21 protein-coding genes are annotated in these 24,745 nt (G+C 73.7%); 12 read left to right on the forward strand and 9 right to left on the reverse strand.

All coding sequences use genetic code 11. The annotated features are described in order from the left end of the window. Nucleotides 1-19 precede the first annotated feature (19 nt). Entirely contained in the window at nucleotides 20-1,417 is a 1,398-nt protein-coding gene (locus ACZ6ZN_RS01775) for a S1 family peptidase (protein WP_469642297.1), read from the reverse strand. Between the two features lie 650 nt (nucleotides 1,418-2,067). On the opposite strand from ACZ6ZN_RS01775, the gene ACZ6ZN_RS01780 reads away from it, so the two are divergent. From ACZ6ZN_RS01780 to ACZ6ZN_RS01795, 4 genes are all read left to right on the forward strand, one after another. Next, complete coding sequence (locus ACZ6ZN_RS01780; protein WP_451879396.1) at nucleotides 2,068-2,283, forward strand: type A2 lantipeptide; 216 nt, start codon at nucleotides 2,068-2,070, stop codon at nucleotides 2,281-2,283. A 114-nt stretch (nucleotides 2,284-2,397) separates the two neighbouring features. Next, nucleotides 2,398-3,204 (forward strand): hypothetical protein, encoded by an 807-nt coding sequence (locus tag ACZ6ZN_RS01785; RefSeq protein WP_469642299.1) that lies wholly within the window; start codon nucleotides 2,398-2,400, stop codon nucleotides 3,202-3,204. Next, complete coding sequence (locus ACZ6ZN_RS01790; protein WP_469642301.1) at nucleotides 3,201-5,429, forward strand: NHLP family bacteriocin export ABC transporter peptidase/permease/ATPase subunit; 2,229 nt, start codon at nucleotides 3,201-3,203, stop codon at nucleotides 5,427-5,429. The genes ACZ6ZN_RS01785 and ACZ6ZN_RS01790 overlap by 4 nt, the downstream gene beginning before the upstream one ends. 1 nt (nucleotide 5,430) lies before the next feature. Next, nucleotides 5,431-8,256, forward strand: a complete 2,826-nt coding sequence (locus ACZ6ZN_RS01795) for an NHLP bacteriocin export ABC transporter permease/ATPase subunit (protein WP_469642303.1) — start codon at nucleotides 5,431-5,433, stop codon at nucleotides 8,254-8,256. A gap of 3 nt (nucleotides 8,257-8,259) precedes the next feature. Here the strand turns inward: ACZ6ZN_RS01795 and ACZ6ZN_RS01800 are convergent, their stop codons facing one another. Continuing rightward, complete coding sequence (locus ACZ6ZN_RS01800) at nucleotides 8,260-8,787, reverse strand: SRPBCC family protein (RefSeq protein ID WP_469642304.1); 528 nt, start codon at nucleotides 8,785-8,787, stop codon at nucleotides 8,260-8,262. Between the two features lie 6 nt (nucleotides 8,788-8,793). Continuing rightward, nucleotides 8,794-9,135: an ArsR/SmtB family transcription factor gene (locus ACZ6ZN_RS01805; RefSeq protein ID WP_398107507.1), complete on the reverse strand. Its 342-nt coding sequence runs from the start codon at nucleotides 9,133-9,135 to the stop codon at nucleotides 8,794-8,796. A gap of 102 nt (nucleotides 9,136-9,237) precedes the next feature. On the opposite strand from ACZ6ZN_RS01805, the gene ACZ6ZN_RS01810 reads away from it, so the two are divergent. The 5 genes from ACZ6ZN_RS01810 (at nucleotide 9,238) to ACZ6ZN_RS01830 (ending at nucleotide 12,500) form a co-directional block, all read left to right on the forward strand. Continuing rightward, the gene (locus ACZ6ZN_RS01810; protein ID WP_451879391.1) at nucleotides 9,238-10,245 is read left to right on the forward strand and encodes a Ppx/GppA family phosphatase; all 1,008 of its coding nucleotides are present in this window, start codon (nucleotides 9,238-9,240) and stop codon (nucleotides 10,243-10,245) included. A 31-nt stretch (nucleotides 10,246-10,276) separates the two neighbouring features. After that, entirely contained in the window at nucleotides 10,277-10,465 is a 189-nt protein-coding gene (locus ACZ6ZN_RS01815) for a hypothetical protein (RefSeq protein ID WP_398107509.1), read from the forward strand. Nucleotides 10,466-10,630: 165 nt separating this feature from the next. After that, nucleotides 10,631-11,638, forward strand: a complete 1,008-nt coding sequence (locus ACZ6ZN_RS01820) for an iron-containing redox enzyme family protein (RefSeq protein WP_469642307.1) — start codon at nucleotides 10,631-10,633, stop codon at nucleotides 11,636-11,638. A gap of 21 nt (nucleotides 11,639-11,659) precedes the next feature. Further along, nucleotides 11,660-12,313, forward strand: coding sequence for a HemK2/MTQ2 family protein methyltransferase (locus ACZ6ZN_RS01825; RefSeq protein ID WP_469642310.1), 654 nt, complete (start codon nucleotides 11,660-11,662; stop codon nucleotides 12,311-12,313). After that, nucleotides 12,294-12,500 carry a CDGSH iron-sulfur domain-containing protein gene (locus tag ACZ6ZN_RS01830; RefSeq protein WP_398107512.1) on the forward strand — a complete coding sequence of 69 codons (207 nt, stop codon included), beginning with the start codon at nucleotides 12,294-12,296 and terminating at the stop codon, nucleotides 12,498-12,500. The genes ACZ6ZN_RS01825 and ACZ6ZN_RS01830 overlap by 20 nt, the downstream gene beginning before the upstream one ends. Nucleotides 12,501-12,658: 158 nt before the next feature. Here ACZ6ZN_RS01830 and ACZ6ZN_RS01835 read toward each other — a convergent pair whose 3' ends face one another. Further along, the gene (locus tag ACZ6ZN_RS01835; RefSeq protein ID WP_469642311.1) at nucleotides 12,659-13,093 is read right to left on the reverse strand and encodes a protease inhibitor; all 435 of its coding nucleotides are present in this window, start codon (nucleotides 13,091-13,093) and stop codon (nucleotides 12,659-12,661) included. Nucleotides 13,094-13,517: 424 nt separating this feature from the next. Here ACZ6ZN_RS01835 and ACZ6ZN_RS01840 point away from each other — a divergent pair, with 424 nt between their 5' ends. Further along, entirely contained in the window at nucleotides 13,518-14,687 is a 1,170-nt protein-coding gene (locus ACZ6ZN_RS01840) for a lactate 2-monooxygenase (protein ID WP_451879388.1), read from the forward strand. A gap of 31 nt (nucleotides 14,688-14,718) precedes the next feature. On the opposite strand, the gene ACZ6ZN_RS01845 is transcribed toward ACZ6ZN_RS01840, so the two are convergent. From ACZ6ZN_RS01845 to ACZ6ZN_RS01865, 5 genes are all read right to left on the reverse strand, one after another. Next, nucleotides 14,719-16,341: an RICIN domain-containing protein gene (locus ACZ6ZN_RS01845; RefSeq protein WP_469642314.1), complete on the reverse strand. Its 1,623-nt coding sequence runs from the start codon at nucleotides 16,339-16,341 to the stop codon at nucleotides 14,719-14,721. A 339-nt stretch (nucleotides 16,342-16,680) separates the two neighbouring features. Further along, nucleotides 16,681-17,058, reverse strand: coding sequence for a toxin Doc (locus tag ACZ6ZN_RS01850; protein WP_398107516.1), 378 nt, complete (start codon nucleotides 17,056-17,058; stop codon nucleotides 16,681-16,683). A 3-nt stretch (nucleotides 17,059-17,061) separates the two neighbouring features. Beyond that, a complete protein-coding gene (locus ACZ6ZN_RS01855; protein ID WP_333933272.1) occupies nucleotides 17,062-17,307 on the reverse strand; it encodes a hypothetical protein in 246 nt (81 codons plus the stop codon). A 135-nt stretch (nucleotides 17,308-17,442) separates the two neighbouring features. After that, the gene (locus tag ACZ6ZN_RS01860; RefSeq protein WP_469642317.1) at nucleotides 17,443-18,234 is read right to left on the reverse strand and encodes an alpha/beta fold hydrolase; all 792 of its coding nucleotides are present in this window, start codon (nucleotides 18,232-18,234) and stop codon (nucleotides 17,443-17,445) included. 67 nt (nucleotides 18,235-18,301) lie between these two features. Then, a complete protein-coding gene (locus tag ACZ6ZN_RS01865; protein ID WP_469642319.1) occupies nucleotides 18,302-20,557 on the reverse strand; it encodes a glycoside hydrolase family 9 protein in 2,256 nt (751 codons plus the stop codon). Nucleotides 20,558-20,816: 259 nt separating this feature from the next. On the opposite strand from ACZ6ZN_RS01865, the gene ACZ6ZN_RS01870 reads away from it, so the two are divergent. Next, entirely contained in the window at nucleotides 20,817-23,204 is a 2,388-nt protein-coding gene (locus ACZ6ZN_RS01870; protein WP_469642321.1) for a SpoIIE family protein phosphatase, read from the forward strand. A gap of 292 nt (nucleotides 23,205-23,496) precedes the next feature. Then, entirely contained in the window at nucleotides 23,497-24,726 is a 1,230-nt protein-coding gene (locus ACZ6ZN_RS01875) for an SLC13 family permease (RefSeq protein WP_451879383.1), read from the forward strand. The last annotated feature ends 19 nt before the right edge of the window (nucleotides 24,727-24,745 follow it).

Below are 24,745 nucleotides of genomic sequence, written 5' to 3' on the forward strand. Positions count from 1 at the left end.
CGGAAGCGGCTGCCGCCGGTTACCGGGACTCGGTCGCCCCGGAGTGGTCTCCGGCCTCCCGGCCCGCTTCCTGACCGGCACCCGCACCGGCCTCGCCGCCGCCGGCCTGCTCACCGGCGCCCGCACCGGCCTGCTCACCGGCACCCGCGTCCTGACCCGCGCCGGCCTCCTGACCCGCTCCCGCTTCCTGACCGGCACCGGCGCCGTTCCCGGCACCGGCCTCCTCGCCCGCTCCGGCTTCCTGACCGGCACCGGCCTCGTCACCGGCGCCCGCTTCGCCGCCCGCGCCGGCACCGCCGCCCGCGCCGAGGGTCGCGCCGACCGCCTCCAGAGCGGTGGTCACCGGCTGGAAGAACGTCTCGCCGCCCGACGTGCAGTCGCCGCTGCCGCCGGAGGTCAGGCCGATGGCGAGGCCGTCCTGGGTGAACAGCGAGCCGCCGCTGTCGCCGGGCTCGGCGCACACGTCGGTCTGGATGAGCCCGGTGACGGTGCCCTCGGGGTAGTTCACCGTGGCGTCGAGACCGAGCACCTGGCCGTCGTTGAGCCCGGTGGTGCTGCCCATCCGGAACACCTGCTGGCCCACGGTCGCCTCGGCGGCCCCGCTGATCTGGACGGTCTGGTTCCCCGCGTCGACCTCGCTGGGCGCCTGGGTCGCGGGGTCGTTGTACTTCACGAGTGCGAAGTCGCCGTTGCCCGGGAAGGTCGACTGGTCGACCGTGGCGATCGGTGCGCCGCCCTGCGTGTCGGACCACTCGTTGCCGCCGAGGGTGCAGTGACCGGCCGTCAGGAAGGCCGGGGAGCCGTCGCCCGCGGTGACGTTGAAGCCCAGGGAGCAGCGCGAGCCACCGGCGAAGATGGCGTCGCCGCCGGAGACGAACGGCTTGAAGGTGCCGGAGGACTTCTTCAGGGTCGCCATGCCGGAGCCGAGGCCGCGCACGGTGGACTCCAGCCGGTTCCACTTGGCACCGGTCACCGTGCTGTCGGCGGTCACCAGGAGCTTGTTGGTGCGCGGGTCGATCGACCAGGAGGTGCCCGCGATGGTCGCCTCGGACTTGAGCGTCGACGCCCCGTCCTGGAGCTCGGACCAGCTGTTGTCCACCTCGCGGACCTGCGCGCCGGCCGCCTTGGCCTGCACGATCACCTTGTTGTTGTCGCCCGGTACGACGTTGACGACGAGCTGCTTGCTGTCGCCGTCGTAGTAGGAGCCGCCGAACGCCTCTCCGAGGAGACCGGACAGCTGCGCGGCGAGTTCCGAGGCGTCGCCCGCCTTCAAGGTCCTGGGCGCGGCCGCCGCGTCGCCGGACGAACCGTCCTGCGAGGCATTGGCGTTGGGGAGCAGGATCGCTGCCGCGCCGAGCGCCACCACGCTGCCCGCCGCTATCGCGGCCTTGCGCTTGGGGATTCGCTTGTGACTCAAACTTCTCTCCTCCTGAGGGACGGAGCGGTGCCGCCGTCCGGCAGCGTCTTGGGGGCGCCTGGATGGCTGTTGGTACGCAGCGACCGCGCGGGGCGTTCAATCCCGATTGCAAGTGCTCCCCCCGGCTCACGGAATCGGCCGGCTCCCGTCGTGACGGCCTTTCAGCGCACCGCACCGCCGTTCCGCCGTGATGCACGACGGTCCGTGTCCACCGGGCAACGCTGGGTCGTGAACACGAAGTTGAATCCCGGCTTCCGCGAATCTGCACATCGGCTGCTCAACCCGGTCACCGTGCGCCGGGTTGTCCACAGGCGTGATGGGGCGCTCACGCCTTTGGGGCGGGAGTGCCGGATTCGCCGCCGGACGGCACAAGGGCCGGGATGCGCCGATGCCGTGGGGCATGTGAAGAAGTCGCCGCCGACCCGTGCGCGGATCTGCACGGTCGGGAGCCTCCGGTACACAAGTTGCCTGGTGAGACGGTTGATTGATTGGAAGCCCGCGCCTGCGGCGTGCTTTGATCCATCGCACCGCGGGGGCCGCGGAGGGCGTCCGGAAACGTGCGCCCGGCACTCGTGGTCGCGGCCGTCGTCTGTCCCCAGAGGGGGCCGCTCCCCCCTTGATGAGTTATCCATACGAAGGGAAGTTCCATCATGAACTCCACCCCCCAGGTCGAGACCGTCGAGATCGCCGACACCGAGCTCGACGCCGTTTCCGGCGGTCTGTCCGTGAACGCCGTGAACACCGTCACCGACACGGTGAACGGCATCGCCCCGGTCGCCGGCCTCCTCGACACGGCCGTCGGCACCGTCGAGGGCGTCACCGGCCTGAACACGGCCCCGGTCACCAACCTGGTCGCCGGTCTCTGATCGAGCCCCAGTGCCGACTCCCGGAGCCGCAGCCGGCGGTTCCGGGATCTTCGGCTGCCGTGACCGTCCCCGTCACGGCCGTCAGTACCTCTTCTACGGGTGAGGGAAGTTCCCTTGCAGTTCCGCCAACAGGCCCTCGCCAAGCTCCAGTCGCCGGAGGAACTCGACCTGCCGGTGCGCTTCGCCCGCCCGCAGGGCTGGCTCGTGCTGTCCGTGACGCTGGTGGTGATGGCCGCCGCCTCGGTGTGGGCGCTGACCGGTTCGGTCGCCTCCACCGTCTCCGCGCCCGCCGTGCTCACGCACGGGCAGGGCAGCTACGTCCTGCAGAGCCCCGTCACGGGACAGGTCACCCAGGTGCTCACCGAGCAGGGCCGGCGGCTGCCCGCCCGCTCCCCCGTGCTCAAGGTCCGTACCGCACAAGGGGAGGCCGTGGTGCGCACCCTCGACGCCGGGCGTGTCTCGGCGCTCGCCGCGACCGCCGGGCAGATCATCCGGACCGGCGCGGACGTCGCCGCCGTGGAGAAGGTCGCGCACGCCTCGGACGCGCTGCGCGCGACCGTGTACGTCCCCGCCCAGGACGCCGCGTCCATCCCCGACGGCGCCGCCGTCGACCTCACCGTGCAGTCGGTGCCGACCCAGGAGTACGGCGTGCTGCGCGGCCACGTGACGTCGGTGGACCGCTCCGCGCAGTCCCCGCAGCAGATCGCCGCGTTCCTCGGTGACAGCCGGCTCGGCGAGCAGCTCAGCGAGAAGGGCAGGCCGGTGGCCGTGACGGTGACGCTGGACAGGTCGTCCGCCACGAGGAGCGGCTACCGGTGGTCCTCCGCGGACGGACCCCCCTTCCGGCTGGAGTCCATGACGCAGGCCTCCGCCTCGATCCGGCTGACCGACCGGCGTCCCGTCGACTGGCTGCTGCCGTGAGCGCGACCGCGCAGCGCAGGAAGGGCGGCGGGCGCCGCGCCGCGCCGCCCGCGCGCAAGGTGCCGAAGGCCGCGGCGAGGACCGTCCGCACCCCGACCGTGCTCCAGATGGAGGCCGTCGAGTGCGGCGCCGCCTCGCTGGCGATGGTGCTCGGCCACTACGGCAAGTACGTGCCGCTGGAGGAACTGCGCATCGCCTGCGGTGTCTCCCGCGACGGCTCGCGCGCCAGCAACCTGCTGAAAGCGGCCCGTTCCTACGGCCTGACCGCCAAGGGCATGCAGATGGACCTGGCCGCCCTCGCCGAGGTGACCGCGCCGGCCGTGCTGTTCTGGGAGTTCAACCACTACGTCGTCTACGACGGCATGGGCCGGCGCTTCGGCCGCCGCGGCGTGTACATCAACGACCCCGGCAAGGGCCGCCGTTTCGTTCCCATGGAGGACTTCGACGGGAGCTTCACCGGTGTCGTGCTGGTGATGGAGCCCGGCGAGGACTTCACCCGGGGCGGGCGCAGGCCCGGGGTCCTGGGCGCGATGCCGGCCCGGCTGCGCGGGACCGCGGGCACCCTGCCGGCCGCCGTGCTGGCGAGTCTGCTGCTGGTGGCGGTCGGCGCCGCCGTGCCCGCGCTCAGCCGCACCTACATCGACGAGTTCCTGATCGGCGGCAGGACCTCGCTGCTGGGGGTGCTGTTCACGTCGATGGCGGCCTGCGTGCTGCTGACCGTGGTGCTGACCTGGTTGCAGCAGGCCAATCTGCTGCACGGCCGGATCATCTCCTCCACGCTCTCCAGCGCCCGTTTCCTGCGCCATCTGCTGCGGCTGCCGGTGACGTTCTTCTCCCAGCGCAGCCCGGCCGACCTGGTGCAGCGGCTGCAGTCCAACGACGCCGTGGCCGAGACCCTGTCCCGCGATCTGGCGGCGGCGGGCGTCGACGCCATCGTCGTCGTGCTGTACGCGGTCCTGCTCTACACCTACGACCCGCAGTTGACGTTCGTCGGCATCGGCGTGGCCCTGCTGAACATCGTCGCCATGCGGGTCGTCGTACGGCTGCGCGCCACCCGCACCGCGAAGCTGCGCGCCGACACGGCCCGGCTCACCAACACCGCCTACACCGGGCTCCAGCTCATCGAGACGATGAAGGCCACCGGCGGCGAGGACGGCTACTTCCGCAAGTGGGCCGGGCAGCACGCCACCACGCTGGAGGAGCAGCAGCGGCTCGGCGTGCCGAGCGCCTGGCTGGGCGTGGTCGCGCCGACGCTCGCCACCGTCAACAGCGCGCTGATCCTGTGGATCGGCGGCATGCGCGCCGTCGAGGGCCACATCTCCGTCGGTCTGCTGGTCGCCTTCCAGGCGCTGGTCACGCGGTTCACCGCGCCGCTGACCCGGCTGAACGGCGTGGCGGGCCGCATCCAGGACTTCGCCGCCGACGTGGCCCGGCTGAAGGACGTGGAGAACTTCCGGGCGGACCCGCTCTACGGGCGGCCCGGCGCGGGCGAGTCGACGCGGCGGTTGCAGGGCCATGTGGAGCTGGAGAACATCACCTTCGGCTACAGCCCGCTCGACAAGCCCCTGCTGAGCGGTTTCGACCTGAGCGTCGGGCCGGGGCGGCAGGTGGCGCTGGTCGGCGGGTCCGGCAGCGGCAAGTCCACGGTGTCCCGGCTGATCTCCGGTCTGTACGCGCCGTGGGAGGGCGTGATCCGCATCGACGGGCAGCGCATCGAGGACATCCCGCGCGGGGCGCTGGCCGCGTCCGTGTCCTTCGTCGACCAGGACGTGTTCCTGTTCGAGGGCACGGTCCGCGACAACGTGGCGCTGTGGGACCCGTCCGTGCCCGACGAGGCGGTGGAGGACGCGCTGCGTGACGCCGCCCTGTACGACGTGGTCGCGCGCCGCCCGGGCGGCATCCACAGCAGGGTCGAGCAGGACGGGCGGAACTTCTCCGGCGGGCAGCGTCAGCGCCTGGAGATCGCGCGGGCGCTGGTACGCCGCCCGAGCATCCTGGTGCTCGACGAGGTGACGAGCGCGCTGGACGCGGAGACCGAGCTGGTCGTGATGGACAACCTGCGCCGGCGCGGCTGCGCCTGCGTGGTGATCGCGCACCGGCTGAGCACCGTGCGCGACAGCGACGAGATCGTCGTCCTGGAGCACGGCACGGTCGTGGAGCGGGGACGGCACGAGGACCTGGTGGCGCGCGGCGGCGCCTACGCGGCACTGGTCAGGGAGCGGTGAGATGACGGCGGTGCACGAAGGGCACCACGGTGACCTGGTGCTGGGCGCGTTCGGGCAGCTGGGCTCGCGCGTCGACTGCGCCGGGTCCACCCGCCTGGACCTCGAGGGCCCGCAGGTGCTGTGGCTGGTCGCGTCCGGCGCGCTGGACCTGTTCGCGGTCGACGCCGGGCAGCAGGGCCACTGGCACCACCTCGGACGGCTGGAGGCCGGGTCGCTGGTGCTCGGGCCGGTGGCGGGCCCGCAGCACACGCTGGTGGCCCGGCCGCTGCGGGACTGCGTGGTGCACCGCATCGGCCTGCGCGAGCTGTACCAGCCGGCGAACACCGCGACCTGGTCGTACGACGAGTACGGCACCCCGCAGTACGTGCCGCCGACGACGAGTCCGCTGGAGTACGCGCTGGCCCTCGGGGTGGGCCGCAGCCTGTCGATCCTCTTCCAGGCGCCGATGGCCACGGAGCGGGCCGCCGCGCCCACCGACGACGACGTGTTCTGGATGCAGGTCCCGCCGGGCAGCGTGCAGTACGGCTCCCTGTACGGCGCCGAGGCGGCGGCGGACCTGCTGATGGACCCCGCGTTGTGGCAGTCCATGGTGGACCAGCAGTACCGGCTGCTGACCACGCTCGACCGCTGGATCGAGCAACTGGAGCGCACCCACGAGAACCGCACGGCCGAGGGCATCAAGGCCGGTGAGGCGGTGCGCGCCGAGGCCGACCGGACCCTGCTCGCCTCCATCGGCGGGCGCTCCGCCCGGACGGCCACCGCCGCGGACGCCGACGCGACGTACGCGGCGTGCAGGCTGGTCGGCCGGGCGGCGGGCATCCCCCTCGCCGAGCCGGCCCAGAAGGGCACGGGCGGGGACCGCCTCGACCCGGTGGAGCAGGTCGCCCTGGCCTCCCGCGTCCGCACCCGGGCGGTACGGCTGGACGGCCGCTGGTGGCGGGACGACGTGGGTCCGCTGGTCGGCCGCCGGGCCCTGTCGGGTGCGCCGGTGGCACTGCTGTGGCGGCGCGGCGGCTATGTCGCGGTGCATCCGTCGACGGGCCGTGAGACGCCGGTCGAGAAGGCCAACGCCGACGAGTTCGAGCCGCGGGCGGTGATGTTCTACCGTCCGCTGCCCGAGCGCGGACCGGGGCCGCTGGGGCTGTTGCGGTTCTGCGTGCGGGGCATGCGCGGCGATCTGACGGCCCTGCTGCTCAGCGGCCTGGTCACGGTGGCGATCGGGGCGCTGGTGCCCATCGCCACGGGCAAGGTGCTCGGCGAGTTCGTGCCGAGGGCGCAGACCGGGCTGATCGTGCAGGTGTGTCTGGCGGTGATGGTGAGCAGTGTGGTCGCCGCCGCCTTCATGCTGCTGCAGAACCTGACCATCCTGCGGCTGGAGGGCCGGATCGAGGCCACGCTCCAGCCGGCCGTCTGGGACCGGTTGCTGAGGCTGCCGACGACGTTCTTCACCGAACGCTCCACGGGCGAACTGGCCAGTGCGGCCATGGGCATCAGCGCCATCCGCAGGCTGCTGGCGGGCGTCGGGCCGACCGTCGCCCAGTCGGTGACGGTCGGGGCGATGAACCTGGGGCTGCTGCTCTGGTTCAGCGTGCCCATGGCGATGGCCGCGATCGGCGTGCTCGTCGTCATCGCCGCCGTGTTCCTGGGGCTGGGGCTGTGGCAGGTGCGCTGGCAGCGGCGGCTGGTGGTGCTGTCCAACAAGCTGAACAACCAGGCGTTCCAGACCCTGCGGGGCCTGCCCAAGCTGCGGGTGGCGGCGGCGGAGAACTACGCCTACGCCGCGTGGGCGTCCCAGTTCGCGCGCAGCCGGGAGCTCCAGCAGAAGGTGGGCCGGATCAAGAACGTCACCGCGGTGCTGGGCGCGGTGTACCTGCCGCTGTGCACCCTGCTGATGTTCATGCTGCTGGCCGGTCCGGCCCGCGGCTCGATGTCGGCGGCGGCGTTCCTGACGTTCAGCACCTCGGTGACGATGCTGCTGACCTCGGTGACCCAGCTGACGGGCGCGTTCGTCTCGGCGGTGGCCGCGCTGCCGCTATTCGAGGAGATCAGGCCGGTGCTGGACGCCACGCCCGAGGTGCGCGCGGCGAGCACCCGGCCGGGCCCGCTGACCGGCGCGATCGAGGCCCGGCGGGTGTCCTTCCGGTACACGGACGACGGTCCGCTGGTGCTGGACGAGGTGTCGTTCGAGGCGCGGCCGGGCGAGTTCGTCGCGATCGTCGGCCCGAGTGGCTGCGGCAAGTCGACCCTGCTTCGCCTGCTGATCGGTTTCGACCGCCCGCTGTCCGGCAGTGTGCTGTACGACGGTCAGGACCTGGCGGCTCTGGATCAGTCGGCGGTGCGCCGCCAGTGCGGTGTGGTGCTCCAGCACGCGCAGCCGTTCACCGGCTCGATCCTGGACGTCATCTGCGGCACCGAGCCGTACACGCCGGAGGAGGCGATGGCGGCGGCCGAGATGGCGGGCCTGGCCGAGGACATCAGGCGGATGCCGATGGGCCTGCACACGATCGTCTCCGGCAGCGGGGCGGTCTCCGGCGGCCAGCGCCAGCGGCTGATGATCGCCCAGGCGCTGATCCGCCGGCCGCGCATCCTGTTCTTCGACGAGGCGACCAGCGCCCTCGACAACGAGACGCAGCGCACCGTCATCGAGAGCACCAAAGCCCTCAACGCCACGCGCGTCGTCATCGCGCACCGGCTGTCCACCGTGCTGGACGCCGACCGGGTGGTGGTGATGGAGGACGGCAAGGTCGTCCAGCAGGGCCCGCCCGCCCAGTTGCTCGCGGAGACCGGTGGCCGGTTGCACGAGCTGGTGCGGCGCCAGATGGCGTGACGTTCACTCCTGCCCGGGGACCGGGGCCCCGGACGGGAGCCCGGCGGCGAGGTACGCCTCGTAGAGCCCCTTCCACGGTGCCTCGGCCCCGGCGTGCGGCCCGGGGTGGTCCGCGCCGCGGGCCCGGGCGTCCAGTGCGGCCAGGCAGAGCTCCCAGCCCGCGCCGTTGCGGGCGGCGGTGTCCTCGGCCGCGAGGACGTTGGTGAGGGTGAAGCGGGTGCGCCCGTCGTCGGTCGCCTCCAGGTCGAAGTGCACCTCGTCCCCGCTCCACTCGAACGACAGGTGCCGGGGCGGGTCGACGGCGATCACCCGGCCCGTGGAGTCCGCCAGGTGCGGATCGCCGCTGAAGGTCACGGCGCCGCCGGGACGCAGCTCGATCTCGGCTCGGGAGGGGAACCAGCGCTCCAGCTCGTCCGGGTCGGTGACGAACGCCCAGACGCGCTCGACGGGGTGGTCGTAGGTGCGGGTGAAGCGGACGGCGGGGCGCCCGTCGTCCAGGGTCAGGTAGGTACCGGTCACGTCGGCGGTCATGGTGGATCAGTCCTTCGGTGGGGGCGGCCCGGGCGGCCGGTCCGCCTGGTCGAGGCGGCGGCCCAGCGCGTCGAGGCTCTCGTTCCAGAGCGTGCGGTAAGGGGCGAGCCAGGCGTCGAGCGCGGCGATGGGGGCCGGGTCCAGCGCGTGGACCCGGCGCTGCGCGTCCTGCCGCACCCGGACCAGGCCGGCGTCGCGCAGCACCTTCAGATGCTTGGAGGCGCTGGGCTGGCTCAGTCCGCACCGCTCGGCGATCTCCCCGACGGGCCGGGGCCCCTCCAGGAGCAGCGCGACGATGGCCCGCCGGTGCGGATCGGCGAGCGCGGTCCAGAGGGCGGCGTCGGACATGGCACCGACTATGCCTCGCGGGTTATATGCCAGTTAAGGAATGTAAGGACTGTCGGGAGGGTGACCCTGTTGGTACGCCCGGTTAGTGGGTACCCACCGGCCATGCGGATCAGCGTGGTGGACGTGGGATCGAACACGGTCAGACTCGTGGTCGCGGATGCGGTGGGCGGAGTCCCGCTGCCCGTGCACACCGCCAAGTGGCGGCTGAGGCTGTCCGAGCAGGTCCCGCCCGGGGGTGCCATCCCGGAACAGGCCGTGGAGTCGCTGGTCGACGCGGTCGCCGAGGCCGGCCGGACCGCCGCCCGGTGGGGCGCGGGCGGGCCGCCGGCGTTCGCGACCGCCGTGGTGCGCAACGCGCCGAACCGGCAGGAGGTGCTGCACGCCGTGCGGTCCCGGACCGGCGTCGACCTGTGCACGCTGCCCGGCGAGGTCGAGGCCGAGCTGACGTTCCTCGGGGCGCGGCGGTGGATGGGCTGGCGGTCCGGGCCGCTCGCCCTGCTCGACATCGGTGGCGGCACCCTGGAGGTCGCCTTCGGGCGCGGACGGCTGCCCGACTTCGTGGCGTCCCTGCCCCTGGGCGCGCGGCGGCTCACCCACGACTTCTTCGAGGACGAGGACCCGCCGTCGCCCGAGCAGGTGCGCCGGTTGCGCCGCAAGGTCCGCCACGAGCTGCGGGACGTGGCGGCCCGGATCCGCTGGGAGGGCCCGCGCACCGCGGTCGCCACCTCCCGCACCTTCCAGCAGCTCGGACGGTTGTGCGGCGCGGCCCCCGGCCGCCGGGGTCCGTTCGTGGAGCGGGAACTGAGCCGCGCGCGGCTGCGCGAGGCCATCGGCCGGCTGGCCGCCCTGCCCGCCGCCGAGCGGGCCTCCCTGCCCGGCATCTCCGCGCCGCGGGCCGCCCAGAGTCTGGCCGGCGCGGTCGTCGGGCACACGGCGATGAAGCTGAGCGGCATCAGGTCCGTGACGGTGTGCCCCTGGGCGATCCGCGAGGGCGTGCTGCTGCGGCACATCGAGGACGGGCCGTCCTGGTGGGCCGAGGTGGCCCGGCAGGAGGAGGTACCGGCTCCCGCAGAGGCGGTGCCGCTGCGCATCGCCACCGCCTCGCAGTGAACGACGGAGAAGCACGCAGAAAGGAGAACCCGTGTCCCACGACAAGCACGGCGACAGCTCGGACGAGAAGCCCGAGACGGCATTCGACGAGGTCATGAGCGAGATCGAGGACGCCGGGACGCGCACGCACGACGACGCCCGGCAGCGGCGCCACCGGGGCGAGGCCGGGGAGGCCATCACCCCGAACGCCCGCGCCCAGGAGGAGTCCGAGGGCGACTGAGCGGGACCACGGACCCGGGCCCGGGCCGGCCGGAGACACCCTCCGGACCGACCCGGGCCCGGGCGCGTCCGCGGACAGGACGAGCGAGCGGCGCACATCCTGGCCGGGAGTGACGGCTGCTCCTGCCGCGGGTGACCTTGGGCGCTGGGCGGGTACCCGGGGGCCATGGAGCACGAAGGACCACGACTGCCCACCCCGCGCGGCCCGCTGAGCAGGGGTGTCGAGGCATATCTGCGGGGCGCCGGCCGGCTGCCCCGGTTGGAGGAGGTCGCCCGCGCCGAGGTGTACGGCGACGACCTCCAGCTCGCCCTCTACCTGTGCTACGAGCTGCACTACCGCGGGTTCGGGGCCGTGCCGCCCGAGCGCGAGTGGGACCCGGACCTGCTGCGCGTCCGCGCGGCGATGGAGCACCGGTTCCTGTCCGCGCTGCGCTCCGACGCCCAGGTGCACGACACCGTGGACGACGCGCTGGCCCCCCTCCTGGTCGAGCCCGTCGACGGCAAGGGCGTCAGCCACTTCCTGCGCGACGAGGGCGAACTGTGGCACCTGCGCGAGTACGCGGCCCAGCGCTCCCTGTACCACCTGAAGGAGGCCGACCCGCACGCCTGGGTGCTGCCGCGGCTGTGGGGCCGGGCGAAGGCGGCGATGGCCGCGGTCGAGTTCGACGAGTGGGGCGGCGGCCGGGCGGAGCGCGTCCACGCCCGCCTGTTCGCGGACCTGATGACGGACCTCGGCCTGGACACCACGTACGGCCGCTACCTCGGTGCCGCCTCCGCCGAGGCCCTGGTCACGGTGAACATGATGTCCCTGTTCGGCCTGCACCGCAGCCTGCGGGGCGCCCTCGTGGGCCACTTCGCCGCGGTGGAGATCACCTCCTCCCCCGGCTCCCGGCGGCTCGCCGAGGCCATGCGCCGGGCGGGCGCCGGACCGGCCGCCGAGCACTTCTACGACGAGCACGTGGAGGCCGACGCCGTCCACGAGCAGATCGTGCGGCACGACGTGATCGGCGGGCTGCTGGAGCAGGAGCCGTACCTGGCCGCGGACATCGCCTTCGGCATCGACGCCACCGAGTTCGTCGAGGAACGCTTCGGCGCCCGCCTGCTGGCGGACTGGCGCGACTCCCGGTCGTCACTGCGGGAACCGCTGGCCCGGGAAGTGACTCATATCTCCTGAGCACCGGGGTACTCGGCGCCCGTGATTGCACTGGTACCCCCGGGCGTCTACGCCCCGCAGGAGGACACCGAGCTGCTGGCCGGTGCCCTGTCCGACGAGCCGCTCCCCCAGGGAGCGGAAGTCCTCGACGTGGGCACCGGGTCCGGTGCCCTGGCCCTGGAGGCCGCACGCCGGGGCGGCCGTGTGACCGCCGTCGACGTGTCCTGGAGCGCCGTCTGGGCGGCCCGGCTGAACGCCAGGCTGGCCGGCCTCACCGTCCGCATCCGCCACGGGAACCTCTTCGACCCCGTGCGCGGACAGACCTTCGACCTCGTCCTGGCCAATCCGCCCTACGTGCCGGCGCCGAGCGGCCATCACGCCCCGCGGGGCGCGGCCCGGGCCTGGGACGCGGGCGGCGACGGGCGGCTGGTCGTGGACCGGATCTGCCGGGAGGTGCCCGCACTGCTGCGGCCGGGCGGGGTGCTGCTGCTGGTGCAGTCGGCGCTCGCCGACCCGGACCTCACGGTCGTGCAACTGCGTGCGGCCGGACTGAAGGCCGCGGTGACCCGCCGGCAGCGGATCGCTTTCGGTCCCGTGCTGCGCGGCCGGGAGCGCTGGCTGCGCGAGCGCGGTCTGCTGTCCGACGCGGAGAACGACGAAGAGCTGGTGGTGGTCCGTGCCGAACTCCCCGTCTGACCGCTCCGAGGCCCCGCGCCGGGTCTCGATCCAGCGCAAGGGGCCGCTGCTCGTGGAAGGCCCGGTGGAGGTGGAACTGGAGGACGGCACCGTCGTGTCCTCGGACCGCTTCCGGGTCGCCCTGTGCACCTGCCGCCGCAGCCGCCGCTACCCGTGGTGCGACACGAGCCACCGCGACCGGGCCTGACGCACCGGCCCCGGAAGAGTCCGGAGGCCGGCGGGCGGCCCCACTCCGCCCGCCGGCCTCCTTGTACGAGATCGCGGCTCCCGTGACAGCGGCCCGGCTCCCCAGCCACGGTCCGCTGCGCTTCACGGGGAACACACGATCCCGGTCCATGGGGTCCCCTAGAAGGAGAAGACGCCCGTTCCCAGGGCGTTCTTCATGCAGTCGTTGGAGAACGTGCGCTCGTACGAGACGCGCTTGCCCTGCCAGACACCGTCGACGGTGACGACGACGGGGTCGTACTGCTTGGTGCACATGACGCCCTCCTTCGCGGTCAGGGCGTCGAAGTCGCCGCTCACGCCCTGCAGTTCCGCACAGGCGGGGCCGGCGGCCGGGTGGGTGCCCGAGGGCCTCGGGGCACAGGTCAGGGTGACCGCGCGTTCCGGGGTGGTGGCGATCGCGCTCTGTCCGTGGCCGGCCGTGAGGACCAGGGCCGAGGGGGCGTAGAGCGCGGTGGGGGCCTGACCCGGGTCGGCGAGCGCGGCCCCGGAGAGGGGTCCGCAGACGGCGGTGGCCGTCAGTCCGACAGTCATGGCCCAGCGCGCGGGGGTCCGCATTGTGTGCATCCTTCCGCTCGATGACGATGTGTGCCGACCCGTGCTCGGATGGTGCCCGGAGCGGCGAGCGCGAGTCTGCCGAGTCCGCCGCCGAAACACACATCGACCCCACGGGTTTCAGTAACATTGCGTATTGAAGCAGTGGCGTGAAGTTACGGAATCTGCACGTGCGAAGCCCGTAACTGCGCGGTCTCCGGCGGCCCGAAGCGGCCAGATGGCTGATTTGCCTGCGCTCCTCAATAGGCCGGAAACATTCCGATTCCGCTCTCTCGTGGCCACTTTGCAACCGCTTGCGTTCATGCTCCCGACGCGTAACCGCCATCGGACGGCATCGATGATCACCGCCGATCGTCCGGCCGCATACCGCTCGGTATCCTCGGCCCGGCGGTCTCGACGAGGAGACGACGAGAAGGCGGGGCGTGACGTGGGCAAGCACTGGGCGGACTTCCAGTACGAGATCTACCTGAACGGCATGACGGGCGCCGTGCCACGGCTGCCCACGGACCTGACGCGCCTGGAGGAGCTGACCGAGCAGCGGCTCGGGCCCGGTCCGGTCGGCTACGTGGCGGGCTCGGCGGGCGACGGCAGCACGGCCCGGGCGAACCGGGCCGCCCTGGAGCGCCGCCGGATCGTGCCGCGCATGCTGCGGGACGTGCACGAGCGGGACCTGTCGGTGCAGGTGCTCGGCCGGGCCCTGCCCGCCCCGCTGGCGCTGGCCCCGGTCGGCGTCCTGTCGATCATGCACCCGGAGGCGGAGACCGCTGCGGCCCTGGCCGCCGCCGCGCAGGGTGTGCCGTACATCCTGTCCTCGGCGTCCAGCACCCCCATGGAGCAGGTCGCCGAGGCGATGGGCGACGCCGAGCGGTGGTTCCAGCTGTACTGGCCGAAGGATCCGGAGGTGGCCCGCAGCTTCCTCGGTCGTGCGAGGGCCTGCGGGTTCAGCGTGCTGGTCGTCACCCTGGACACCCCGCTGCTGTCCTGGCGGCCCCGCGACCTGGACCAGGCGTATCTGCCGTTCCTGCACGGCGTCGGCACGGCCAACTACTTCTCCGATCCGGCCTTCCGCGCGGGGCTGGCCAAGCCGGTGCACGAGGACCCGAACGCGGCGGTGATGCACTTCGTCGGCATGTTCTCCGACCCGGCCAAGACCTGGCCCGATCTGGCGTTCCTGCGGGAGAACTGGGACGGCCCGATCGTGCTGAAGGGCGTGCTGCACCCGGACGACGCCCGGCGGGCCGCCGACGCCGGCATGGACGGCGTGGTCGTCTCCAACCACGGCGGACGGCAGGTGGCGGGCTCGGTCGCCGCGGCCGACGCCCTGGAGCGGGTCGCCGAAGCCGTCGGCGACCGGCTCACCGTGCTGTTCGACAGCGGCGTCCGCACCGGCGACGACGTCTTCAAGGCCCTCGCCCTGGGCGCCCGGGCCGTGCTCCTGGGCCGCCCGTACGTGTACGGCCTGGGACTGGACGGCCGGGCGGGCGTGGAGCACGTGATCCGCTGCCTGCTCGCCGAACTCGACCTCACGCTCGCCCTGTCGGGCCACGCCACGCCGCACACGGTGGGCCGGGCCGACCTCGCGGAGGACCCGGCCTGAGGGGAGGGAGGAGAGGGCCGCGGGCGGCGCCTCAGGACGTCCGGCCGCCCGGCACGGCCACCTGCCGGGACGACGCCCCGTCCTGCTCCTCGATGGACAGGGACCCGGCCGTCGTCGGCAGCGGCTCGGCCTGCCAGCGCTGGGCGTCGGTGCGGTCGCGGACCTTGACCACCAGATCCGCGCCGGGCTTGTCGCCGGCCGGGGCCAGGGCGAGCTGCTCGTCCCAGCGGGGCAGCAACTCCCCCTGCACGGTGAGGTCGTAGCGCACGTCGTCGCCCCGCTCCGCACCCTCGTCGGCGCAGGTGCCGAGGACGACCACACCGGCGTCCTTGTGCGAGTCCAGGCACAGCCCCGGGTCGGCGACGCTGCGCAGCAGCCCGTCGTCCTCGACCGTCCACTGCTGGGTCCACACCGACGAGCACGCCGCCAGTTCGGTGCCCGAGCCCTCCTTGGGCAGGCCGCGGACGTCGAGGCACAGATCGGCCCCGGTGTTGCGCAGGCGTGCCACGTCCAGCGCCGCGGGCAGGCCGGCCGTGCCGGGGGGCGCGGCGGACGTGGCACCGTTGTCGCCGGTGCTGCCGGAGCCCGCCGGGTCGGCCCCGCCGCCGTCGTAGGGGTTGAGGCCGGCGATGAGCACGGTGGCCAGCACCCCGGCCGACACGGCGCCCAGCCCGGAGAGCAGCGTCCGCGACGACGGCAGCGCCACCGCCACCCGGCGGACGGGCACCGGGAACCGGGACAGCAGCCCGAGCCCGTGCCGTCCGCCGCCCCGCCGCCCACCGCGCCGGCCCGCGCGGGTGCCCCGGGCCCCGTGCGACGCCCGCCCGGGGCGGGAGTCGAGGTAGCGGCGGGCACCCCAGCCCAGCACCGCTTCGGCGATCAAGGGCCCCAGGGGCCCGTCGAAGTGGCTGAGTTGCTCCGCGGCGTTGCGGCAGTGGCGGCACTCGCCGAGATGGTCCTGGACGTCGGGCAGCAGGGCCCCGCCCCGGCGGATCGGGACGTCGAGGAGACGGTTGTGGAAGCGGCAGTCCTGCGTCGGGGCGAGTTCGCGATGGGCGCGCACGCAGCCTGCGCGGAACGTGTCACGCGCCTGATCGAGGGCGGCCGACGCGACCTCGGTGTCCATGCCCAGCAGTCCGGCCGGGACGTGCAGAGGATCGGCCTCGACCTCCGCGTGCCACAGCAGACAGCGCGCGGCGGCCGGAAGGGCCTGGAATGCCCGCTCCGCGAGGACGCGGTTCTCCGGTGTCATGGACGTCGCGGCGCGAAGTCCGCGTCCGCCCGCGGGTTTCCGAAGGGCGGGCAGTACGGCGGATATGCGATCGTCGCCCGACCACTCGCGGATCGTGTCGCGCACGGTGACCAGAAGGGCCGGGCGCAGCGCGACGGCGGACTCCCCGAACGCGAGACGGTTGAGGGTCCGGTGGAAGGCCGTCCCCGTGACCATGGAGGCGACCTTCGCCGAGGAGGCGAGGCAGATGACGGCGTACTCGTGCGCCGGCTGCCAGTGCCGCGCCATCAGCAGGGCGACGGAATGGGCGGCGACCCCGCCCTCCGGGCTGCCTCGCAGCGGCGCGGCGAGACTCTCGTCGGAGTCCCCCGGGCCCCCGCCGGGCGGGGGGTACGCAGGACGAGGGGGGTGGGGGGTGGGCACTGAGATGGTTCCTTCCCACGCGTGCGACACACAGAAGTCCTGTCGCCGAAAAGGAGGCCCGATGGGTGCGTCCCTTTTTGGCGCGGCGCGGGAGGTGCGAATTCGCCGGCGGCGATTCGGACCCGGTCGACTATGCGCGTGCGACTCCTGGCCATTCCCCCCGCACGCGTGGTGCACTCTTGCACAACCCCTGCAGGAGCAACAAGGCGCGCGGGCCACATATGCGCCATTGACAGAAAGTCAGAAAGAAGGGAACAGCCGCACGCACCTCGCACCTGCTTTCGACATTTCCCGGTGCTCGGCGGGAAAGGCACCCGAGGGGGCCGAGGGCGCCGCGTCTCAGATCTGCCAGGAGCGCAGCCGGTCCGCGGCGCCGTAGACGTCGGCGGTGCCGGACATCAGGTCGCGGGCGAGGTCGACCAGGGCACCGTAGGGCGGGTCGATGCCGACCCCGCTGACGAACATGTACGCCACGGCCGTCGCGCAGGCGAAGCGGGCGTTGGCCGAGGGCAGCGGACGCAGCACGGCGAGGGTGTGCAGCAGGGCGGCGGCCCGCCACGCCGGGTCGGAGTCGACGCCGAGGCGCGGCGGGTCGACGCGGTGCCGGGCGACGGCGGCGACCAGCGCGGAGAAGTCGTTGACGGTGGGCTGGTCCGGCAGGACCTCCTCGTGGCGTTGCAGCAGCCAGGGCACGTCGATGTGGAGGACGGATGCCATCGGTCAGGCGGCCCGCCCCTCGCCCCTGCCGGGCGGTTCGTCCTCGGGGAACGCGGCGGCGAACTCGTCGGCATGGGTGGCGAAGAACCGCCGGAAGGCCTCCGCGCCCTCCTGCAGAGCCCGGTGCCGGGCGATGTCGGCGGCTGCCGCCTCGCGCACCAGGGCCTTCATGGACGTACCGCGCTCCTTGGCGATCTGCCGCAGGTCCTCAAGTTCACGGTCGCTGAACTCGACGTTGAGAGCTGGCATGCGTTCACGGTACCGCTCGGGTACTGGCGCGTAAATAGCCCCAGGTCAGGATGGTCGGGCAGGGGTACCTCCTGCCGGGACGCCGGGGGCGGCAAGGCGACGCGGTTCACATCCGGCCGGGTGACGCAGCGCCCGTCACGAACGGGTGCGGCAGAACTCGCGGACCGTCCGGTTGAACGCCTCGGGCGCCTCGAGGTTGCTGAGGTGCCCCGCGCCGGGGAGCACCACGAGCGTGGCGTGCGGCACGGCGTCGAGGAAACCGCGGGCGACGGGCTCCACGGGCGAGCGCGCGTCCAGCTCGCCCCACAGCAGCAGGGTCGGGACGCCGATCCGCGGGAGCAGACCGCTCAGGTCGGCGTCGGCCATGGCGGCGAGTTCCGCGCGCATGCTGCGGCGGCGCGTCTGCGCCGACATCACCGACAGCAGACGCACCACGCCCGCGGGCGGCGCCTCGGCGAACAGCCCCGGCAGGCTGGGGGCGAACGCCTCGTCCGGTACGGCGAGCGTCCGCTCCGCGCCGCGGATCCGCGAGCGCACCTCCGCCGCGCTCAGCGAGCCCTTCCAGCCGGCGTAGGTGTCGGCGAGCACGAGCGTGCGGACCAGGGAGGGGTGGAGCCGGTAGAGCTCCAGGACCACCGTCCCGCCCCAGCCGAGGCCCAGCACGTGGGCCGGGCCGAGACCCACGTCCTCGATGACGGCCGCCAGGCAGCGGGCGTAGCCGGCGAGCGGGAAGACGGCCGGCACGTCGGAGGAACGGCCGGCGCCCGGCTCGTCCCAGGCGACGACGGTGAACTCGTCGGCGAGGTCCTCCATCTGCGGCCGGAACAACCGCGCGTCGCTCGTGGCGCCGTGCGCGAGCACGAGGGGCGGGCCGTGGCCCACCCTGTCGTACGCGACCCCGATGCCGTCGACCCGCACCGCTGGCATGTTCCCAGGCTACGCGCGGGTGCCGGGGGCGGCCTGTCGTCGGCCCCGCCCCCCGGCACGCGCGCCGTCACCCGAGGTGGCGGCCCTGGTCGGCCGCGAAGGAGGCCATGCGGGCCAGGGCGGCGTTCCAGTTGATGGTGTGTTCGTTGGTCGACCAGGACTGGATGTCGTCGATGTAGCAGAACTGCCCGACGCAGCCCTGCAGCTTGCTCTGCGCGTAGGGGTCCTGGATGTTCGAGTTCGGTCCGCCGGCGAGGGTGCCCGGGGGCGGGTTCGGCAGGTCCGGATCGAGCTGCCGGGCGTACCAGCGGCTGTGCTGGTTCCGCGCGCTGACCTCGCCGTAGCCGGTGACGTAGGAGATGTTCAGGGCGTTGCGGCCCAGGACGTAGTCCAGGCTCTGCAACGCCCCGGCGCGGTACCCGGAGGCGCCGGTGAGGTCGTAGGCGGTGGCGAGGACGACGGCGTTGTTCAGGATCTGGTGGCTGGAGCCCCAGTCGTAGACGTTGCCGTCCGGCGCGTACGGGATGCCGTAGGGGTGGTCCTTCAGGGTCGCGAGGTAGCGGTCGGCGCCCTTGATCACGGACCGGCGGACCTTGTCCCGGCCGGGCAGCGCGTTCGGCACGGTGGCGAGGTCGAGCCGGCCGGCCGCGCCGGTGCGGGCCCAGTCGAATCCGAGGGGCTGGAACAGGTCGGCGGTGTGGACCGGGGAGGTCAGCACGTACTCCTCGAACTGCCGCTCCCCCGTGGTGAGGTAGAGCTCGGCCGCCGCCCAGTAGAAGTCGTCGGCCACCTCGCGGTCGGGGTAGGCGCCGCCGCCGACGCCGTCGCTCTCGGAGGCGAGGAGGTCGGGGTGGGCGAGCGCGGCGGTCCAGGCCGTGCGGGCCGCGGCCAGGGCCCGGCCGGCGAACGCCTTGTCCCAGGGGCGGTAGAGCCGGGCGGCCTGGGCGGCCGTGGCGGCCAGGTTCAGGGTCGCGGCCGTGGACGGCGGGTGCAGCTCACGCTTCTGGGGGTCGTCGTGGGGCATCAGCGGCAGTCCGGTCCACTGCTCGTCGTGCACCTTGTGGTGGGCCATGCCGGCCAGCGGCTCACCCGGGGGCACCTGCATCCTCAGCAGGAACTCCAGTTCCCAGCGGGCCTCGTCGAGGAGGTCGGGCACCTTGTTGCCGCTCTCGGGGAGGGCGAGGGAGCCGTCACCGAGCGGGCCGGTCCGGCCGGTGCGGGCGTGCAGGGCGCGCTCGTAGGTGCTCAGCAGCTCCCAGGTGGAGATGCCGCCGTTGACGACGTACTTGCCGTGGTCGCCGGCGTCGTACCAGCCGCCGCTCACGTCCAGCGTGTAGTCGCAGACGCCCGGCCGGCAGGGCACCTCGGTGTCGCCCTTGTTGGGGGCCGCGCCCACGTGGCCCGCCGGGCGGCCGTAGCCGGGGCGCAGGTCGTCTCGGATCGGGGTGCCGCTGCGCTGGGTGTAGTAGTACTTCGCCGCGTCCAGCCGGAGCCGGTCGTAGACCCGCGCGTCGAGGTCGAAGGGGCGGCTGGTCTCGCCGTCGGCGGTCAGGGTGAAGCCCGTGCCCTTCGCGCGGTACGCGCCGAAGTCGATCGAGTGGACGTTCTGCCCGGAGGAGGCGTCCACGCCGCGCGGGACGGTCGTGCCCCGGGCGACCACCGTGCCGCGCGCGTTCCTCAGCTCCCAGGGCAGTTTCGCCGTGGCGTCGGTGACGAGGGTGGCGTTCTTGGGTCCGGCGGGCAGGTAGCCGACCTGGTTGACGCGGACCCGGGGACCGGTGTCGGGCTCGTAGGGCTCCGGCGCGACACCGCCCAGCAGGGAGACGTCGTCCATGCAGAAGCGCCAGGGGTCCGCGCTGCCGCCGAGCTGGAAGCCGACCTGGCCCCGGGCGGTGTCGACGGGCGAGGTGAAGGTGTAGGAGTAGGTGTCGCCGGAGACGCTGAGCTGCGGTGTGACCTCGTGGTAGGTGTCGTACGGCTCGACGGACAGGCCCACGATCGCGCGGACGACGTGTCCGGCGGGGGTCCCGGTGGCGCTGAAGGAGAAGCGGTAGGACTCCCCCTTCACCAGGGTGATGTCGTTCTGCCCGACGGCGGCGTCCCAGCGGTTGGTGGTGCCGCCGGGCACGTCGGCGCACAGCCGGCCGTCGGACGGCGCCGCCGTGACGTTCGCGGTCGTCCACCACGCTTCCGTGGAGGTGTCGAAGGTGCCGTTCCTGACCTGCTCGGTCTCCTCGGCCCCGGCCGGCGCGGCGGGCAGCGCGGTCAGCGCCGTCGCGAGCAGGGCTGTCAGGGACAGCAGGGCGGTTCTGCGTCGGTGCACGTCTGGACTCCTCGGCGCAGGGGCGGGCGACGCTCCTATGGGAGCGCTCCCAGGGTGCGGACGCCCGCCATGGTCGTGCCGAAGTGACGCCCCGTCAACGGTCGGGGCGGAACCGGCTGTCACCGCGTGGCTCCCGTGCCGTGCGGCCGGGCGGGCCGGGCGGCCCCGGGGTTACCGGTTCACACCGGGCGCCCACGCACTAGTCTGGGACTCTGGTGGCGCTTCCGTTCACTGAGAGTGTCCGTATGGAGTGGCGACGATGAGCCCGGACGATCCGTTCGACGACGGGGTGACCGCCCGCGCCGTCATCGCCGTCGACGGCACGCTCACCGAGTGGAGCGAGGGCGCCCGGCGCCTGCTGGGCCACACCGCCGAGGAAGTGGTGGGACGCCCCGCGACCGAGCTCCTGGCCGACGGCGCCGAACCGCCGCGGGTCGAGGACGGCCACCGCTGGAGCGGCACCCTCGCCCTGCGCCATCGCGACGGGCGCGCGGTGCCGGTGTGGGTGCTCGCCCACCGCAGGCCGCCCGACGGCCCGGAGACGACCGACTGGCTGGCCGTGGCCCCGCCGCGGGGCCCGCGGCACGGGCTGCCGGACGACGACCCGCTGGTGCGCGGGGCGCTGCGCCAGTCCCCCTGCGCGACGATGATCTACGACGAGGAGCTGCGGCTGCGCGGGGTCAACGACGCCATGGCGGACCTCGTCGGCCTGCCCGCGGAGCGGCTGCTCGGCCTGCGGCCCACCGACATCGGCAGCCGCCCGCAGAACCGGGAGCTGGAGGAGCGGCTGCGCCAGGTGCTGAGCACCGGCCGGCGGCAGGACATGCAGACGTACATGAAGGCCGGGGGCGAGACCCGCGGGCCGCACGCGTGGCTGGCCCGGATGGCGCCGCTGACCGACGCCGCCGGCCGGGTGCGGGGCGTGTGCGTGACCGCCCACGACTTCTCCGACCAGTACCGCTCCCGCGAGCGGCTCCAGCTCGTCAACGAGGCGAGCGTGCGCATCGGCAGCACCCTCGACGTGACCCGCACCGCCCAGGAGCTGGCGGACGTGTGCGTCCCGGCCCTCGCCGACTTCGTCAGCGTCGACCTGCTGGACCCGCAGGAGCACGGCGAGGAGTCCGCCGGCCCGCCGGTGCCGCCCGTGACCCTGCGCCGGGCGGCCCACCGGTCGGTGAACCCGGGCAGTCCCGAGGCCGTCGCCGAGCCGGGGCGGACGGACCACTACCCGGAGACCTCCCCTCAGGCCGCGTCCCTGTCGGCGGGCCGCACCGTCGTCGCCTCGGGCTCGGAGGACGACCTGGAGCTGTGGCTCGCCTGGGACCCGGCCCGGTTCCGGCGGATCCGCGAGTCCGGCATCCACTCCACGATGTCCGTCCCGCTCCAGGCCCGCGGCACGACCCTCGGCGTCGCGGTGTTCACCCGCTTCCGGCGCCCCGAGCCCTTCACGGACGACGACGTGCTGCTGGCCGAGGAGGTCACCGCCCGGGCCGCCGTCTGCATCGACAACGCGCGGCGCTACTCGCGGGAGCGCGAGACGACCCTCACCCTTCAGCGGAGCCTGCTGCCGCGGACGCTGCCGCGCACGGCCGCCGTCGAAGCCGCCTCCCGGTATCTGCCGGCCACCCGCTCCGGCGTGGGCGGCGACTGGTTCGACGTCATCCCGCTGTCCGGGATGCGGGTCGCCATGGTCGTCGGGGACGTCGTCGGCCACGGCATCCAGGCCTCGGCCACCATGGGCAGGCTGCGCACCGCCGTACGCACCCTCGCCGACATCGACCTGGCCCCGGACGAACTGCTCACCCACCTCGACGACCTGGTGGTGCGGCTGTCGCAGGAGTCGGGCGGCGACGCGGGCACCGGCGAGGTCGGCGCGACCTGCCTGTACGCGGTGTACGACCCGGTGTCCCGGCGCTGCTCGCTGGCCCGCGCCGGGCATCCGCTGCCGCTGCTGGCCCCGCCCGACGGGCCGCCCCTCCGGCTCGACCTGCCCTCGGGACCGCCGCTCGGCGTCGGAGGGCTGCCGTTCGAGAGCGTCGACGTGGAGCTGCGCGAGGGCAGTGTCCTGGTCTTCCACACGGACGGGCTGCTGGCCAGCCGCGAGCGGGACGTCGACACGAGCGCGCAGATGGTGCTGGAGGCCCTCTCGGTCCCCTCCGGCTCCCTCGACGAGACGTGCGACCGGGTCCTGCGCTCCCTGCTCCCGCCGGGCGGCTCGGCCGACGACGTGGCCCTGCTGCTGGCGCGCACCCGCGGTCTGCCGTCCTCCCAGGTGGCGACGTGGGACATCCCGGCCGACCCGTCGCTGGTCGCGCCCATCCGCAAGCAGGTCGTGGACCAGCTCGAACGCTGGGGGCTGGTCGAGGCCACGTTCACCGCGGAGCTGGTGGTGAGCGAACTGGTCACCAACGCCATCCGCTACGGCGCCCCGCCCATACGGCTCCGGCTGATCCACGACGCCGCGACGCTGATCTGCGAGGTGTCCGACACCAACCACACGGCGCCGCACCTGCGCCGGGCCAAGACCTGGGACGAGGGCGGCCGCGGTCTGCTGCTGGTCGCCCAGCTCACCCAGCGCTGGGGCAGCAGGCACACCGCCGAGGGCAAGACGATCTGGGCGGAGCTGGCGCTGGTCGAGGAACTCTGACCGGCCGCCCGCCGCCGGGCGAGCCGGGCGGCGGGGCGGTGGGTGGACCGGCGGACGACCGGACGGTCGCGGCCGGACCAGCGGAGCGCGGGCGGTCGGGGCGCAGGCGGTCGGGGCGCGGGCGGTCGGGGCGCCCGGGGCAGCCACGGCGGCACCTGGCCGGAAGCCGTACAGGGTCCTGGGCAGGGGCTCTCGCGGAGTTCTTACCGTCGCCTGGTTTCATGGGCGGGCACGTCGCGATCTCGTCCCGGAGGACCCCGCCCTGAACACCCCGCTCGCCGCAGTCCTGTCCGTGACGCTGCTGGTCGCCGTGCTCGTCTGGGCCGTCGCCCGGCCCCGCGGGCTGCCCGAGGCCGTGCTGGCGGTGCCGGCCGCCGCGCTCGCCGTCGCGGTGGGCCTCATCTCCCCGGACCACGCCTGGGAGGAGATCCAGCGGCTCGGACCCGTGGTGGGCTTCCTCGCGGCCGTGCTGGTGCTCGCCCACTTCTGCGACGTCGAGGGATTGTTCACGGCGTGCGGCGCGTGGATGGCCCGCCGGGCGCAAGGCCGGCCCGTCCGGCTGCTGGCCGCCGTCTTCGTCCTGGCCTCCCTGATCACGGCCGTGCTCAGCCTGGACGCCACGGTGGTCCTGCTCACCCCGGTGGTGCTCGCCACGGCGACCCGCATGGGCGTCGAGGCCCGCCCGCACCTGTACGCCTGCGCCCACCTGTCGAACACCGCCTCCCTGCTGCTGCCGGTCTCCAACCTGACCAATCTGCTGGCCTTCGCGGCGAGCGGCCTGACCTTCACCCGCTTCGCGGCCCTCATGGCACTGCCGTGGCTGGTGGCGATCGCCGCCGAGTACCTGGTGTTCCGCCGCTTCTTCGACCGGGAGCTGGCGGCGCCCCCGCCCTCCGCCGGCCCGGCCGGGCCCGAGGAGCCGCTGCCGCTGTTCGCGCTCGTCACGGTGGGCTGCACCCTGGCCGGGTTCGTCGTCGCCTCGGCCGCCGGGATCTCCCCGGCGTGGGCCGCCCTGGCCGGTGCCCTGGTGCTGGCCGGGCGCTCGCTCGTACGGCGGAAGGCCACGCCGCTGACCGTGGTGCGCTCGGCGGCCCCGGCGTTCCTGGCGTTCGTGCTGGCACTCGGCGTGGTGGTCCGGGCGGTCGTCGACCACGGGCTCGCCGACGCGCTGCAACGGGTCCTGCCCGGCGGGACGGGCCTGCCGGCGCTGCTGGCCGTGGCCGTGCTGGCCGCGGTGCTGGCCAACCTCATCAACAACCTGCCGGCCGTGCTGGTCCTGCTGCCGCTGACCGCCGGGGCGGGCCCCGGGATGGTGCTGGCCGTGCTGATCGGGGTCAACATCGGCCCCAACCTGACCTACGCCGGGTCCCTCGCGACGCTGCTGTGGCGGCGGATCGCCCAGCAGCAGGGGCACCGGATCGGCCTCGGGGAGTTCACCCGGCTGGGGCTGCTCGCGGTGCCGGCCGCGTTGGTGCCGGCCGTCGCGGCGCTGTGGCTGTCGCTGAACGTCGTCGGACCGTGACGGCGTCCGGCACGTCCGG

This window comes from Streptomyces sp. NPDC053665, from assembly GCF_055585285.1.